The following is a 14,726-nucleotide window of genomic DNA, read 5'->3' on the forward strand; positions in this document are numbered from 1 at the left end:
CCTGCCTATCGCTTAGTCCGCGCGGAGCGGCTTTCGAACTTCCGTGCCAGGAGGCTCAAAGGGATGGTGATGACCAGATAGAAGGCACCGGCCACGAGGAGTGGCGTGAGGCCGGCGCCAAGGCTGGAGATGCCGTCGCGGCCAAACTTGGTGAGCTCGTACTGGGACGCGGTGAGGCCCAGGACGTAAATCAGCGAGGAGTCCTTGGTGAGCAGGATGATCTCGTTGGTCAACGGCGGCAGGACAATCTTGAAAGCCTGGGGGATAACGATGGACACCATGGCCCGCCAGTGCGGCATGCCCAGCGAGCGGGCGGCTTCCATCTGGCCCTTGGGCACAGCCTGAAGGCCTGCACGGAGGGTTTCAGCAATGTACGCGGCGGCAACCATACCCAGCGACACCATCACGATGATGTTGACGTCCCACTGGATTCCGAAAGCCAAAGGAACGCCGTAGCCGAACGCGATGAAGACCAGCAGGGCTGGAACGCCGCGGAAGAACTCGATGTAGCCGGTGGCGAGCCAGCGGTACAGCGGGAAGGAAGAGAGCTTCATCAGGGCGAGCAAGAGGCCGCCGGACAAGCCCACAATAAAGCCGAGGGCGGTGTAGATAAGGGTGTTTTTGAGGCCCACCAGGAAGATATCCGGGAACATCGGGCCGATCTTGGCGAAGTTGAAGACGCTGGTGCCTACCGTCTTCCAGTCCACGGCAATAATCACGGCGGCCACGGCCACAACAAAGATTCCGGCCTGGACGTACAAACTGACTTTGGCTCGTTGACGTGCAGTCATTGCCATGGGGTTCTCACATTCATGTTGCGCAGGTGGGGCCCCGAAAGGACCTGAACAGATCGCTTCGGGGCCCGCCTGCGTGGATCTCGGGGAGCCGGGGCTCGGACTACTTGGTGGCTTCGCCGAACCAGGTGGTCTCGAACTTCTTCAGGGTGCCGTCGTCGGTGATGCGCTTGAGCGTGGCGTTCACGGCATCCGTCATGGCGGCGTTGCCCTTCTTGATGGAGATGCCCAGCTTCTCGCCCGTTGCGTAGTCTTCAACGCGCTTGAGGTTGGAATCGTCCTTGATGGCGTAGCCGAGGACGGACTGGTTGCCGACGGCGGCGTCGATGGTGCCGGCCTTGAGGGCCTGGACCAGGAGGCCGGAGTCCTCGAACTGCTGGGCGTCAATTCCCTTGTCCTTGGCGTACTGGGCGCCGGTGGTGGCCTGCTGGACACCCACCTTCTTGCCCTTGGCGCCATCGAGGTTGGTGATGCCGGAGGCGGTCGTGGCCACGAGGGTCAGGTCGTCGTCCAGGTACGGAGTGGAGAAGTCCATGACGTTCTTGCGGACGTCCGTGATGGAGATCGAGGAGATGGAGACGTCGCAACCGGTCAGTGCGGTGCCGGTCTCGATGGCTTCGAAGGAGCTGTCCACCACGTTCAGCTCGGCCTTGACGTCCTTGGCGAGCTCGGCGGCGATGTCCATGTCGAAGCCGACGATCTTGCCGTCCTTCTGGAATTCGAAGGGCTCGTAAGGAACGTCCGAGCACACCGTGAGCTTGCCGGCGTTGATGAGCTTGAGGCCCGAGGCATCCGTGGCAGCCGGGGTGGAGGAACCGCCACAGGCGGTCAGGGCCAGTGCGCCGGCTGCGAGCACGGCGGCAATCTTGGTGCCGGACAGAACCGAACGGGAGATCTGCATGTTGTTTACCTTTTGTTGCGGTGGATGCTGAACTGAGTCGGTTTTAGTGTAGCGCCGAACGTGAGATGTGCATCACAGGAAACGAAGTTTCACTATTGGATAACAAGTTTACGCACTTATCAACCCCGTCAGCCGCGTCTCAGTCTGCTATCCCAGATTCAGCGCTTGATGCCCAGTGCTTCCAGCATTGGCCGGAACTTGGCCCACGTTTCGGCCAGTTCGGCTTCCGGCTGGGAACCTTCAACGATGCCGCAGCCCGCGTAGAGGCGCACCGTGTTGGCGTCTTCGATGACTGCCCCGCGGAGCGCGATACCCCATTCACCATTGCCGGCGGCATCAAGCCAACCCACCGGTCCGGCGTACGGGCCGCGGTCCAAATGTTCGAGTTTGCGGATCAGCGCACCAGCTATCAGCGTGGGCGTCCCGCAGACTGCCGCTGTGGGATGCAAAGCGTTGATCAGCGCCAGGCAAGTAGGAACGTGTCCCTCGATATCCGCCAGCTCAGCCTTCACATCCGAGGCCAAGTGCCACACATTGGGCAGCTCCAGAATGAACGGCTCGCTATGGGAATTCATCGCTTCGGAGAAAGGAGCCAGTTGCCGCGTCAGTGAATCAATGGCGATCTCGTGCTCGTGCCGCTGCTTTTCCGAACCGGCCAAAACCCGTTCCGCGTATTCCATGGGGGAGCCGTCCATGCCGTCGGCATCGCGGCGATCCAAGGTTCCTGCCAGCACGCGGGCCTGTGCAGTGCGGCCCTCCACCTGAATCAGCATCTCCGGCGTCGCGCCCACGAGCCCGTCCACACCGTACGTCCAGCATTCGCGGTACCTTGCGGCGAGCTGCCGAAGCACCTCCGCTGCGTTGACGCCCTCCGGAAGGGTAGCGACGACGTCGCGCGCCAACACCAGCTTCTCCAGCTTCCCGGCGCGGATCTCCTCCACGCCATTGGCAACGGCCTGCATCCAAGCGGCCTCGCTCAGGGAACCGCGGCTGAGGTGGCCAGCGGAACCGTCCGCCGCAACAATCTCCGGTGAGAGTCCGACGTCGGGCCCTCCGGTCGCTGAATCCTCGCCATTCGGCTCCGGTTCTGTAAGCCAGCGGTCCACGGAAGCAAGGACGTCTGCCTCGGTGAGGGGGCCGTCGTCGAACGTTAACTGCGTGGCCCACGCGCGGCCATCGCGGATGCCAACCACCAGTTCGGGAAGGATTAAGCGCGAGATGTGCGGGGAGGTCTTGGAGAAGGCAAACGAGCCGAAAGCCACCGGACCAGTGCCCGGGACCTCCACGTGATCCGTGATTTCCGCCTCGAGTATGAGGTGCCGCCACCAGATGTCGGCCTCGAGGAAACGCTCGGGGCCGGTGGCGTTGAAGCGGGTCAGCTCGCCGTAGCCCACCAGGCCGGCCTCGCGGCGGGACCAGCAGAGGACGTCGTCCCGCACCAGAAACGACGGCAGCCCCCCGGGGGATGATTCAACATCGAGGGGGACTGTCAAGGTACGGAGCGTGCTCGTCATGATGGAACAACAGTACTCCCGCCCGGAACCAGAATCTGAGCCGACTTCTACAGCGCAGCAAAGTCGGTTGAATGTCTGCGACAATTACAGGGTGAACCGAGCATCCTTGGAAAAGCGTCCGGACGAAGTTGCGACGATGTTTGATGATGTCGCCCCCAAATATGACGTCGTGAATGATGTCCTGTCCATGGGGCAGACACGGCGTTGGCGTCGGATCGTGGTTGATGCCATGGATGTGAAGGTAGGCCAGAAGGTCCTGGACCTCGCCGCCGGAACGGGAACTTCCAGCGAACCCTATGCCGACGCGGGCGTGGACGTAGTGGCCTGTGACTTTTCCCTCGGCATGCTCAAAGTGGGCAAGCGCCGCCGCCCGGACATCGACTTCATTGCCGGTGACGCCACCAACTTGCCGTTCGCTGATGACAGCTTTGATGCTTCCACCATTTCTTTCGGCCTTCGCAACGTCGTGGAGCCCCGCAAGGCACTCGAGGAAATGCTGCGTGTCACCAAACCGGGCGGTCGGCTGGTCATTGCCGAGTTCTCCCACCCCGTGGTCCCGCTGTGGCGCAACCTCTACACCGAGTACCTGATGCGTGCGCTCCCGGCCATCGCCACCAAGGTCTCGTCCAACCCGGACGCCTATGTGTACCTCGCCGAGTCCATTCGCGCCTGGCCGGACCAGGACCACTTGGCCCAGTGGCTCAGTGATGCCGGCTGGACGGACATCACGTACCGCAACCTCAGCGGCGGCATCGTTGCCGTGCACCGCGCGCAGAAGCCCGCAGAGCACCGCGAAAGTGTTCCCGTGGCCAAGCTTCGCCGCCAGATCAAGCCGCGCCACCAGGCCGGCTAACAAGCACTGCCTGCTTATTTAGGACGACGTGAAAGTACTGATTGTTGGCGCGGGCCCGGCGGGGTCCACCGCCGCGTATTACCTCGCCCAGCAGGGCATCGATGTCACGGTGCTGGAAAAGACTTCCTTTCCCCGTGAAAAGGTGTGCGGCGATGGCCTGACTCCGCGCGCTGTCCGCGAAATTCAGAAGCTCGGACTGCCTCACGCTGTTGAGGAGGGGTGGCGCCGGAACAAGGGCCTCCGCCTCATTGCCGGTGGTCGCACCATTGAACTTCCTTGGCCCGAGGTAGCTGACTTTCCCACGTACGGCCTGATCCGGACCCGCCTAGGGTTCGACGAGGACCTGGCCCGTCACGCACAGTCCGCGGGCGCCGTCGTGCTTGAACGCCACAGCGTTACCTCCGCGTTGACGGCGGAAGATGGCCGCGTGATCGGCGCCCGGGCTTCCATCCTGGACGAGTCCGGACGCAAGACGGGCGAAACGCGCGACTTCCACGCCGACGTCGTACTCGCCGCGGACGGAAACTCGACGCGAACCGCGGTGTCGCTGGGTCTGCACAAGCGGGACGACCGTCCACTGGGCGTCGCGGTGCGCACGTACTTCACCTCGCCCAGGCACGACGACGACTGGATGGAAGGCTGGCTGGAACTCCCCGGCAAGTCCGGCAAACCGTTACCCGGCTACGGCTGGGTGTTCGGTGTCGGCGACGGCACGTCCAACGTTGGCCTCGGCATCCTGAACTCCTCCAAGGAATTCGGCAAGCTCGACTACAAGCAGGTTCTCCGCGAATGGACCGCCGGCATGCCCTCCGATTGGGGCTTCACGCCCGAAAACCAGGTGGGGGAGATCCGCGGCGCCGCGCTGCCCATGGGCTTCAACCGCACGCCGCACTACTCGCCCGGGCTGCTCCTGCTGGGCGACGCCGGTGGAATGGTGTCCCCGTTCAACGGCGAGGGCATTTCCTACGCGATGGAATCGGCCCGGTTCGCGGCAGAGTTCTTGATTGACGCTTCTTCGCGCTCGGCTTCTGCCGGTTGGTCCACTCACGACGCCGATGCCCACCTTTCGCGGTATGCGGACTATGTGCGGGACCAGTGGGGATCGCACTTCACACTGGGCCGGATGTTTGCTTCCTTGATTGGAAAGCCTGCCGTGATGAAGCTTGCGCTGCGCACGGGCATGCCAATTCCTGTGCTCATGCGCTTTGTGGTTCGAATGCTTGCGAACCTCACGGATCCGTCCGCCAAGGGTTTCGAGGACCGCGTGATCCGGGTCCTCGAGATGCTGGTTCCGGCCACCTCCAACACTTCCCCTGCCAGCGCCCTTACGCCGGCAGGCACCGACTCCGCGGTTTCCGCAACAACTAGTTAGGGTTAACCCGTGACGAACTCTGCCGAACACAGCTGGACGCATGCCGGGCACGGCTTGCCGCAGACTGTTGAGCCTGCTCCCAACACCACTGCGATCGCAACGGGACTCCAGCTGCCCGCCGGATTCGCCGCCATTGCGGGCGATCCCGAGCTCGGCCCTGCCATCACCACCAACCTCGCCCGGGTGGAGAAGAAGCTTCGCGAAGCCATCTCCAACTCGGACCCATTGGCTGACGCGACGTCGCGCCACCTGGTGGAAGCCGGCGGCAAGCGCATCCGTCCGCTGCTCACTCTGCTGTGTGCCCACCTCGGTGATGCTTCACGTCCCGAGGTTGTCCAGGCCGCTGTTGTGGTGGAACTGACGCACCTCGCCACGCTGTATCACGACGACGTAATGGACTCCGCTCCCTTCCGCCGCGGTGCCCCCACTGCCCATGAAGTATGGGGAAACTCGGTGGCCATCCTTACCGGCGACCTCATCTTCGCCCGCGCCTCCATCTTGGTGTCCGAACTCGGCTCGCGTGCACTGGGTATTCAGGCTCGAACCTTTGAGCGCTTGTGCCTCGGCCAGCTCCACGAAACAGTAGGACCGCGTGAGGACGAGGATCCCGTGGAGCACTACCTGTCCGTCATTGCTGACAAGACCGGCTCGCTGGTGGCAGCTTCCGGCCAGCTGGGTGCGATCTTTGCCGGCGCCGACGAATCGTACGAGGACTTGCTGGTGGAATACGGCGAGAAGGTTGGCGTCGCTTTCCAGCTCGCCGACGACGTCATCGATGTCACCGGTGTGAAGGTCAAGTCCGGCAAGTCCCCGGGCACCGACCTCCGCGAAGGTGTTCCCACCCTGCCTGTCCTGCTGCTTCGCCGTGATGCTGCTGCGGGCGATGCCTCGGCCAGTGCACTCCTGGAACTGGTGGACGGCGACTTGTCCTCCGACTCGGCTCTGGCTGAGGTTGTTGCCGGTCTGCGCGAGCACCCCGTCACCGAGGAGTCCTGGAAGATTGCCCGTCAGTGGTCCTCGGAAGCCATCGCCGCCTTGGCCCCGCTGCCTGAAGGTGTGGTTAAGGCGTCGCTGACCAACTTCGCCCACGCAGTGGTGGACCGCAGCAGCTAGCGTTTCCTTCTCTTTGGGTTGGCGGGCGTCCGGACTTTCATAGGCCGGGCGCCTGCTTTTTGTTTCCCCACGCCTTGTGCCCTCAGCCGTGGTGGCCGTACGCGCCCAAACTTTTAGTCTCCCGGAAAAACGGAATGGCCCCGGCTCGCTGCAACGTTACGAGTCATACGCTGCACCGAACCGGGACCACAATCTCCGTTCGCATCAGACCCACCGGAGGCATTTAGTGGATCCGTGAAAAGCTTATGACAATCCTGTCATATATGCAACTCCTTGCGTCAATGGTTTTCGCGTTCCCGCAGCGCGATTTACAGCCAAGCGCCGATCCTCCACCACCAACTTTGAATTTTGGAAGAGAGGGACCCGCCGGACTTTGCGGCCATCTCAGGGTCCCTGCCGAACTCAGCATGGCTACATGGACATCGACAATTTCCTCCGAAGCCGGCGCGGAGCAGCGACCACGTCCACCCTGATGACTGCCGGCTTTACTCGCCGCGTGCTCGCAAACGCGGTGAGGGACGGGGTAGTCAATCGCCTTCATCGCGGCGTCTACACGTCCCGGGAATCAGACCCCGACGTCGTTGCCGCCTTTCGAGCCGACGGTTCGGGAAACCCTGGACTTGGTTTTGCCTCGGGCCGACTCACTCCTGGAAGTACTCGCGCACACCCACTTCACCAGGGCAGGTCTTAAGGTCCAGGTGCACGTGGACGTCCCGGGCGTAGGGGAGGTGGACTGCTTGCTTAACGAATGCCTGATCGTTGAACTCGACGGCGGCACGCACCTTGAGGGAAAACAGGTCAAGAAGGATCAGTATAGGAACAACGCAGCCATGCGCAGAGGCCTATTGACCCTTCATTACTACTACGTCGACGTCGTTCATCACCCAGAGAGGATGGTCGCCGAAGTCATGGCAGTCCTGCGCAATAGGGAAGTTGGCCGCTACGCGCCGGCGAGGTACGCGCCTGGGTGGTACCGCCGTCGTGAGTTCCCATTTCGGTGGTACCGCTACCACCTACTTTGACCCCAACTTTCTGGCAACACACCCCCGAAGCGGCGTGTCAGGGCAGTTCAAGAATCAAAGTGGGTGGTGGCCGCACAGGCCCCAAAACCAAAACAACCAGAACGGTCAGAAAAGGGGCTGCTCGAAACCTGGAAGTTAGTCTTCGTCGTTGAATGCCCACTCGAACATGTCGAACACGAACTCGGAGAACGTACCTTCTTCGCTCTTCCACTGGCCGCGGGCGTTGTTGCGGCGCCAGACGATGGGGTCCGGGATGCTGAGGTCGGCGGTGCGGAAGCCCCAGGTGAATTGTTCGTCCTCGTCCTCAAGGAACATGAGGAAGCCTTCGTCATCTACTTCGAGTTCCTCGGGGTCCCAGAAGTAGTGGTAGGCCTCCATGAGGTCCTCGCAACCGCCGATTGCGAGGTAGAACTCCCGCAGAACCAGCGGGATGGTGAAGGAGTGATCGGCGAGGGCGTCGTCCAGTTCCTCGGGCGTGAGGCCGTCTTCTTCCTGCCATTCATCCTCGAGATACTTTGGGACCAGCGCACGGAACTTCTCGAGGAGCATGTCAGTCATGCTCTTATCCTAGCTAATCCCGGGCACCGGAAATTGCGCCACCAGCGGTGCCTGCGCGATGCCAACCACGCACAGCCAGGGGCACGTACCAGCCGCGGCGCCAGGCGGTTACCCGGAAAGTGAAAACAACACCGGCAATGACACAGGCCGTAAGCCCGCTGAACAGGCCAAGGTGCCACATCAACGTGGTCAAACCGGCACCCACGAAGGCAGGCAGCGCGTAGATGTCGCGGTTGTTGAACAGGGTTGGGATTTCGTTGGCGGTGATGTCACGGAGCAGGCCGCCGCCCACTCCCGTGGTGACTCCCAGGAGGATCGCAGCCACCGGGTTCATGCCCGCACTGATGGCCTTCAGGGTGCCGGTAATGCAAAACAACGCCAATCCGCCGGCGTCGAACAGCGTCAAAAGGGACGTGAAACGCTGCACTGACGAGAAAAGGTAGTAAACCAGCAAGGCAGCCAGCACGGGCGGGGCCAGATAGGCAGGATTCGTGAAGGCGATCGGGGGGCCGGCGTTGATCACGATGTCGCGGATCACCCCACCGCCCAGCGCCGCGATGGAAGCGAGCAGCACCGACCCAACAAAGTCGAACTGCTTCCGGGCGGCCAACAACGAGCCCGACACAGCAAAAAAGAACACGCCGATGAGGTCAAGCCAAAGAAGAACAATGTCAAAGGAAATCAAGTGGACTGGTTCTTTCTTAACGTGCTTCACAACAGATGCGGGCTCAACGTTACGCTAGCTCCCATGAACAGCCCCGTTTTGATCGCGTGCGCCCACGGAACCCGCAACGCCGAAGGCCAGGCTGCCATCCGACGCGTGATGGCTGAAATTGAAACTCTCCGCCCCGGTTTGCGCGTGGTTGAAGCGTACGTTGACGTCCAGGAACCCGAGTTGGGCGGCGTGGTGGAGGGCCTGCCCGAGGGGACTGCCGCCGTCGTCGTACCGCTTTTGCTCTCTACCGGCTTCCACATCAAGGTGGACGTGCCCAAAGCCATCAACAGCCGCCCCGAGGTAGTTGCCGCCAGGCCGTTGGGTCCGGATCGGCGGCTGGCTGAGTTGTTGGCCACCCACCTGCGTGCAGTCGGTCTGACCGAGAACGACGGCGTGCTGCTGGCAGCCGCAGGATCGTCACTTCCGGACGGCTCGGTTGACTCGGAAGAGCAGGCGCGACTCCTTGGGGAGCTGCTGCCCAACAAGGTGCGCGTCGCCTATGGCGCCAGTGCCCAGCCAACAGTGCCCGACGGCGTCGCCTCCTTGTGTGCCGAGCTCGCCGCCGACGGTGGGACCGGCCGGGTCTTCATTGCCTCGTACCTCTTAGCTACCGGCTATTTCCATGACCAACTGGCGAAGGCCGGCGCGGACGTTGTTGCGGCTCCATTGCTGCCGTCTCCTGTGTTGGCGGAGATCGCGCTGGAACGTTACGACGCAGTGTTGGAAAGGCTCTCCTAAGCTTTATTCACGCGGAAATGGGGCCAAACGGACCTGCACAAAACAGGCCCTTCGGACAAGGCCGCTGGCGTGTTCGTGACGAAATGTTTCCCTAGGTGACTTCGCGTTTCCGGACCTTTGCTGGCGAAAACTGGCCAGACCTACAGTCGAGTTATGACAGATACAGCTGTAGCCGGTGCGTCCGCGGACACCGCAGTCCCCTCGCGCCCAGCACGCACCCGCCCTGCCGCCAAGCCTCACGGCCAGTGGAAGGTTGACGGCACCGCGCCCCTCAACGCCAACGAGACCTGGAAGCAGGACGACAACGGACTGAACGTCCGGGAGCGCATTGAGTCTGTCTACTCCAAAGAGGGCTTCGACTCGATCGAAGGGACCGACCTCCACGGCCGTTTCCGCTGGTGGGGTCTTTACACCCAGCGCAAGCCAGGGATCGACGGCGGCAAGACCGCGACGCTTGAACCACACGAGCTCGAAGACAAGTACTTCATGCTTCGCGTCCGCATCGACGGCGGTGCGCTGACCACCGAACAGCTTCGCGTCATCGGCCAGATCTCCGTGGACTTCGCGCGCGGCTCGGCCGACCTCACGGACCGCCAGAACATCCAGCTGCACTGGATCCGCGTTGAGGACGTGCCGGAGATCTGGCGCCGCCTCGAGGCGATCGGACTGTCCACCACCGAAGCTTGCGGTGACGTTCCCCGCGTCATTCTCGGCTCCCCGGTTGCGGGCATCGCCAAGGACGAGATCATCGACCCCACGCCGCTGATCCACGAGCTCGCCGAGCGTTTCATCGGCGACCCTGAGCTGGCCAACCTGCCGCGCAAGTACAAGACGGCCATCACGGGCCACCCGTCCCAGGACGTTGTGCACGAGATCAACGACTTCGCCTTGGTTGGCGTCGTCCACCCCGAACTCGGTGCAGGCTACGACCTCTGGGTTGGCGGCGGCTTGTCCACTAACCCCCGTTTGGCCGAACGCCTTGGCGTGTTCGTCTCCGCCGACGTGGCCGCTGAAGTGTGGCTCGGCGTCACCAGCATCTTCCGCGATTACGGCTACCGGCGCATGCGCACCAAGGCCCGCCTGAAGTTCCTCATGAACGACTGGGGTCCGGCCAAGTTCCGCCAAATCCTTGAAGACGAGTACCTCGGCTTCAAGCTCCCGGACGGCCCCGCCGCTCCCAAGCCCACGGCTCCCGGCGACCACATCGGCGTGCACGAGCAGAAGGACGGGAAGTTCTTCATCGGCGTCACCCCCACCGTCGGACGCACATCCGGCGAGGCCCTGGTCACGCTGGCTGACACGCTGGAGAAGCATGGCAGCTACCGCCTGCGCACTACTCCTCACCAGAAGCTCGTTATCCTGGACGTTGCCAAGGAGCAGGTGGAGCCGCTCATCGCAGAGCTGGACACCTTGGGCCTCTCCGCCCGTCCGTCCGTGTTCCGCCGCGGAACCATTGCCTGCACGGGCATCGAGTTCTGCAAGCTGGCAATCGTTGAAACCAAGGTCACTGCAGCAACGGCCATCGCAGAGCTGGAGCGCCGCCTTGCCGACCTCGTGGAGACCAAGCAGCTGCCCTCGGCACTGTCCCTCCACATCAACGGCTGCCCGAACTCTTGCGCACGTATCCAGACAGCGGACATCGGCTTGAAGGGCATGATGCTGCCAACGCCCGACGGCGACCCCACCCCGGGTTTCCAGGTCCACCTCGGTGGCGGGCTGGCTAACAACGAGCGCGAGGAAGCCGGTTTGGGACGAACCGTCCGCGGCCTCAAGGTCACGGTGGAAGACCTGCCCGATTATGTGGAGCGCGTGGTCCGTAAGTTCGTCGCCGTTGGCGCCGAGGGCCAGACCTTCGCTGAGTGGGCACACTCCGCAGATGAAGGAGATCTTCAATGACAGATCCCGTCACCATTACCAACCTCGCCAGTGTGGCAGCACGGCCCGCCCTTCGGTCACACGAAGAGCTCAAAGCGCTGGCTGCGGCCGGAGCTGCCGAGCTCGGCTGGAACGCCCCGGCCCGGGACGTCATCGCCTGGGTGGCCCGTAACTTCGAGCTGCCCGCGGTGACAGTCGCCTGCTCCATGGCCGACGCCGTCCTTCCGGCCTTGGTCGCGGACCAGCTCCCCGGCGTCGACGTCTTGTTCCTGGAAACCGGCTACCACTTCAAGGAAACGTATGAGACCCGCAACGAAGTTGCGGCGAACCTGCGCGTCAACGTGGTGGACGTCCTCCCGGAAACCACGGTGGAACAGCAGGACCGACTGCTCGGCAAGGACCTGTTCGCCCGCGACCCCGCCCAATGCTGCGCGCTCCGCAAGGTCCAGCCGCTGCGCCGCTCACTGGCCGGCTACGAGGTGTGGTTCACCGGTGTCCGACGCGACGAGGGGCCCACCCGCACCAACACACCGGTGATCACCTGGGACGAGGGCTTCGGCCTGGTCAAGGTGAACCCGATGGTGGACTGGACCTTCGATCAGCTGATCGAGTACTCCGAGGACAACATCCTTCCCGTCAACCCCCTCCTGAGCCAGGGCTACCCGTCCATCGGCTGCCAGCCCTGCACCCGCAAAGTGGCCCCGGGTGAAGACCCCCGAGCCGGCCGCTGGGCAGGATCCGACAAGACAGAATGCGGACTACACACATGAGCACCCAAATCACAACGGACGCCTACGCAGCAGATGCCGCCCCCGCCCCTTCGCTGGACGGCAATGCTGCAAGCAGCATTGCGTCCAGCTTCGACAGGCCCGATGCCACTCCCGGGGCGGCATCTGCTGCTTCGGCTCTGCAGTCGACTCGCCTTTCGTCTTTGGACACCCTAGAGTCCGAGGCTATTCACATCATTCGTGAAGTTGTTGCCGAGTTCGAGAAGCCTGCGCTGTTGTTCTCCGGCGGCAAGGACTCCGTGGTGATGCTGCACCTGGCAACCAAAGCGTTCTGGCCGGGCAAGGTTCCGTTCCCCGTCCTGCACGTGGATACGGGCCACAACTTCCCGGAGGTCATCGACTTCCGCGACCGCACGGTTGAACGCCTCGGCCTGAAGCTCGTTGTCGGTTCCGTACAGGAATTCATCGATCGCGGCGAGCTGGCCGAGCGTGCCGACGGCACCCGTAACCCGTTGCAGACCGTCCCGCTGTTGGACGCCATCCAGCGCAACAAGTTCGACGCCGTGTTCGGCGGCGGCCGCCGCGATGAGGACAAGGCCCGCGCCAAGGAGCGCATCCTCAGCCTCCGTGACGAGTTCGGCCAGTGGGATCCGCGCAACCAGCGCCCCGAGTTGTGGAACCTGTACAACGGCCGCCACACGGTGGGCCAGCACGTTCGCGCGTTCCCCATCAGCAACTGGACCGAGCTGGACATCTGGCGCTACATCGAGCGCGAGAACATCGAGCTCCCCGGCCTCTACTACGCCCACGAGCGCGAAGTTTTCGCCCGCGACGGCATGTGGCGTGCTGTGGGCGAAGTTTCCCAGCCGCTGCCCAACGAGGACGTCATCACCAAGCTGGTGCGTTACCGCACGGTAGGCGACATGTCCTGCACCGGTGCTGTGGAATCTGATGCCCGCACCGTGGCCGACGTCGTAGTTGAAGTCGCTGCCTCCACCCTGACCGAACGTGGCGCCACCCGAGCAGATGACCGCATCTCCGAGGCAGCCATGGAAGACCGCAAGAAGGACGGCTACTTCTAAATGAGCACCGAAACATTGGCTGCCGGGCTGGAAACAGCCCTGCCCACCACCCTCTTCCGTTTCGCGACTGCCGGCTCGGTGGACGACGGCAAGTCCACTTTGGTGGGCCGCCTCCTTCACGATTCCAAGGCGATTCTTGCTGACACGCTCGACGCCGTTGCCCGCACCTCTGCGGACCGCGGCTTCGGCGGCGAGAAGGGCGGGATCGACCTCGCCCTCCTGACCGACGGACTGCGTGCCGAGCGTGAGCAAGGCATCACCATCGATGTGGCCTATCGCTATTTCGCCACGGACCGCCGCAGCTTCATCCTGGCGGACTGCCCCGGCCACGTTCAGTACACCAAGAACACGGTGACCGGCGCGTCCACTGCGGATGCCGTCGTCGTACTGATTGACGCCCGTAAGGGTGTGCTGGAGCAGACCCGCCGTCACCTGTCCGTGTTGCAGCTGCTGCGTGTTGCCCACGTGATCGTGGCCGTCAACAAGATCGACTTGGTGGACTTCAGCGAGCAGGTGTTCCGGGACATCGAGACGGACGTGCAGAAGGTTGCCCGCGAGCTCGGACTTGGTTCCGACGGCGTGGCTGATCTGCTGGTGGTTCCGGTGTCTGCCCTTGATGGCGACAACGTGGTGGACCGCTCCGAGCGCACCCCGTGGTACACCGGCCCGGCACTGCTGGAGGTCCTCGAAACCCTCCCGGCTGCTGACGAGCTTGAGGCCGAACTGGAGAGCTTCCGCTTCCCGGTCCAGCTGGTGATCCGTCCGCAGGGTGCCCTGGCGCCGGACGCTGTTGCTGCCGGGCTCGATGTGGAGGCGTACCGCGATTACCGTGCCTACGCCGGCCAGATCACCGAGGGCTCCGTGAAGGTCGGGGACGAAGTAAGTGTCATCAGCCCGGGCCACGAACCTCGCACCACCACGGTGATCGGCATCGACTTCGCCGGCCAGTCGTTGAACGAGGCCGCAGCACCGCAGTCGGTGGCTGTTCGCCTGGCTGACGAGATCGACATCGCCCGCGGCGACACCATCGCCGCTGCCGGTACGGTCCGCGAAAGCACTGCAGATCTGTATGCGTCGCTGGCTTGGCTCTCGCCGAAACCGCTCCGCGAAGGCCAGAAGGTCCTGGTGAAGCACGGTACGCGCACAGTCCAGGCATTGGTCCGCAATGTCACGGGCAAGCTGGACCTGGCCACGTTCAACGTGGAGCCGGCGTCCAACCTTGAGCTCAACGACATCGGGCATGCGCAGCTCCGGTTGTCCGCTCCGTTGCCGCTGGAGAACTACTTGCACCACCGCCGCACCGGCGCCTTCCTGGTGATCGACCCCATCGACGGCAACACCCTTGCCGCCGGTTTGGTCAAGGACCACCCGGGCGACCACGAAGACGAACGTTACGTCATCTAGGGTCACACGTAGTCACAAAACCGCAGCTTGTTCGCGACTCCTCACGTTGTACGGCGG

Annotated in this window: 15 protein-coding genes; 10 read left to right on the forward strand and 5 right to left on the reverse strand. The window is 63.2% G+C overall.

Going from position 1 to position 14,726, the window contains the following annotated elements:
* Window positions 1-5: 5 nt before the first annotated feature.
* The 3 genes from AC0J5Z_RS07840 to AC0J5Z_RS07850 form a co-directional block, all read right to left on the reverse strand.
* Window positions 6-797, reverse strand: a complete 792-nt coding sequence (locus AC0J5Z_RS07840; RefSeq protein WP_017197162.1) for an amino acid ABC transporter permease — start codon at window positions 795-797, stop codon at window positions 6-8.
* Window positions 798-897: 100 nt separating this feature from the next.
* On the reverse strand, window positions 898-1,695 hold the full coding sequence (locus AC0J5Z_RS07845) for an ABC transporter substrate-binding protein (RefSeq protein ID WP_475038573.1): 798 nt from the start codon (window positions 1,693-1,695) through the stop codon (window positions 898-900).
* A gap of 158 nt (window positions 1,696-1,853) precedes the next feature.
* Window positions 1,854-3,209 (reverse strand): isochorismate synthase, encoded by a 1,356-nt coding sequence (locus AC0J5Z_RS07850; protein WP_475038574.1) that lies wholly within the window; start codon window positions 3,207-3,209, stop codon window positions 1,854-1,856.
* A 91-nt stretch (window positions 3,210-3,300) separates the two neighbouring features.
* Here AC0J5Z_RS07850 and AC0J5Z_RS07855 point away from each other — a divergent pair, with 91 nt between their 5' ends.
* The 5 genes from AC0J5Z_RS07855 to AC0J5Z_RS07875 all read left to right on the forward strand — a co-directional run bounded on the left by AC0J5Z_RS07855 (window position 3,301) and on the right by AC0J5Z_RS07875 (window position 7,569).
* On the forward strand, window positions 3,301-4,062 hold the full coding sequence (locus tag AC0J5Z_RS07855; RefSeq protein WP_475038575.1) for a demethylmenaquinone methyltransferase: 762 nt from the start codon (window positions 3,301-3,303) through the stop codon (window positions 4,060-4,062).
* A 28-nt stretch (window positions 4,063-4,090) separates the two neighbouring features.
* Entirely contained in the window at window positions 4,091-5,434 is a 1,344-nt protein-coding gene (locus AC0J5Z_RS07860; RefSeq protein WP_475038576.1) for a geranylgeranyl reductase family protein, read from the forward strand.
* Window positions 5,435-5,443: 9 nt separating this feature from the next.
* On the forward strand, window positions 5,444-6,547 hold the full coding sequence (locus AC0J5Z_RS07865; RefSeq protein ID WP_475038577.1) for a polyprenyl synthetase family protein: 1,104 nt from the start codon (window positions 5,444-5,446) through the stop codon (window positions 6,545-6,547).
* Between the two features lie 472 nt (window positions 6,548-7,019).
* Window positions 7,020-7,238 (forward strand): hypothetical protein, encoded by a 219-nt coding sequence (locus tag AC0J5Z_RS07870; RefSeq protein ID WP_475039624.1) that lies wholly within the window; start codon window positions 7,020-7,022, stop codon window positions 7,236-7,238.
* Entirely contained in the window at window positions 7,168-7,569 is a 402-nt protein-coding gene (locus tag AC0J5Z_RS07875) for an endonuclease domain-containing protein (protein ID WP_475038578.1), read from the forward strand. The genes AC0J5Z_RS07870 and AC0J5Z_RS07875 overlap by 71 nt, the downstream gene beginning before the upstream one ends.
* A gap of 135 nt (window positions 7,570-7,704) precedes the next feature.
* On the opposite strand, the gene AC0J5Z_RS07880 is transcribed toward AC0J5Z_RS07875, so the two are convergent.
* Window positions 7,705-8,127 (reverse strand): hypothetical protein, encoded by a 423-nt coding sequence (locus AC0J5Z_RS07880; RefSeq protein ID WP_475038579.1) that lies wholly within the window; start codon window positions 8,125-8,127, stop codon window positions 7,705-7,707.
* Window positions 8,128-8,140: 13 nt separating this feature from the next.
* The gene (locus tag AC0J5Z_RS07885) at window positions 8,141-8,812 is read right to left on the reverse strand and encodes a trimeric intracellular cation channel family protein (protein ID WP_475038580.1); all 672 of its coding nucleotides are present in this window, start codon (window positions 8,810-8,812) and stop codon (window positions 8,141-8,143) included.
* Here AC0J5Z_RS07885 and AC0J5Z_RS07890 point away from each other — a divergent pair, their 5' ends adjacent.
* The 5 genes from AC0J5Z_RS07890 to AC0J5Z_RS07910 all read left to right on the forward strand — a co-directional run bounded on the left by AC0J5Z_RS07890 (window position 8,813) and on the right by AC0J5Z_RS07910 (window position 14,669).
* Window positions 8,813-9,580: a sirohydrochlorin chelatase gene (locus AC0J5Z_RS07890; protein ID WP_475038581.1), complete on the forward strand. Its 768-nt coding sequence runs from the start codon at window positions 8,813-8,815 to the stop codon at window positions 9,578-9,580. It begins immediately after the preceding gene.
* A 153-nt stretch (window positions 9,581-9,733) separates the two neighbouring features.
* The gene (locus tag AC0J5Z_RS07895) at window positions 9,734-11,476 is read left to right on the forward strand and encodes a nitrite/sulfite reductase (protein ID WP_475038582.1); all 1,743 of its coding nucleotides are present in this window, start codon (window positions 9,734-9,736) and stop codon (window positions 11,474-11,476) included.
* A complete protein-coding gene (locus tag AC0J5Z_RS07900) occupies window positions 11,473-12,225 on the forward strand; it encodes a phosphoadenylyl-sulfate reductase (protein WP_475038583.1) in 753 nt (250 codons plus the stop codon). Before AC0J5Z_RS07895 ends, AC0J5Z_RS07900 begins: the two co-directional genes overlap by 4 nt.
* The gene (gene cysD / locus AC0J5Z_RS07905; protein WP_475038584.1) at window positions 12,222-13,265 is read left to right on the forward strand and encodes a sulfate adenylyltransferase subunit CysD; all 1,044 of its coding nucleotides are present in this window, start codon (window positions 12,222-12,224) and stop codon (window positions 13,263-13,265) included. Before AC0J5Z_RS07900 ends, cysD begins: the two co-directional genes overlap by 4 nt.
* Window positions 13,266-14,669, forward strand: coding sequence for a sulfate adenylyltransferase subunit 1 (locus AC0J5Z_RS07910; protein ID WP_475038585.1), 1,404 nt, complete (start codon window positions 13,266-13,268; stop codon window positions 14,667-14,669).
* Window positions 14,670-14,726: the final 57 nt, after the last annotated feature.

The organism is Paenarthrobacter sp. TRD_SC_7 (assembly GCF_056156245.1).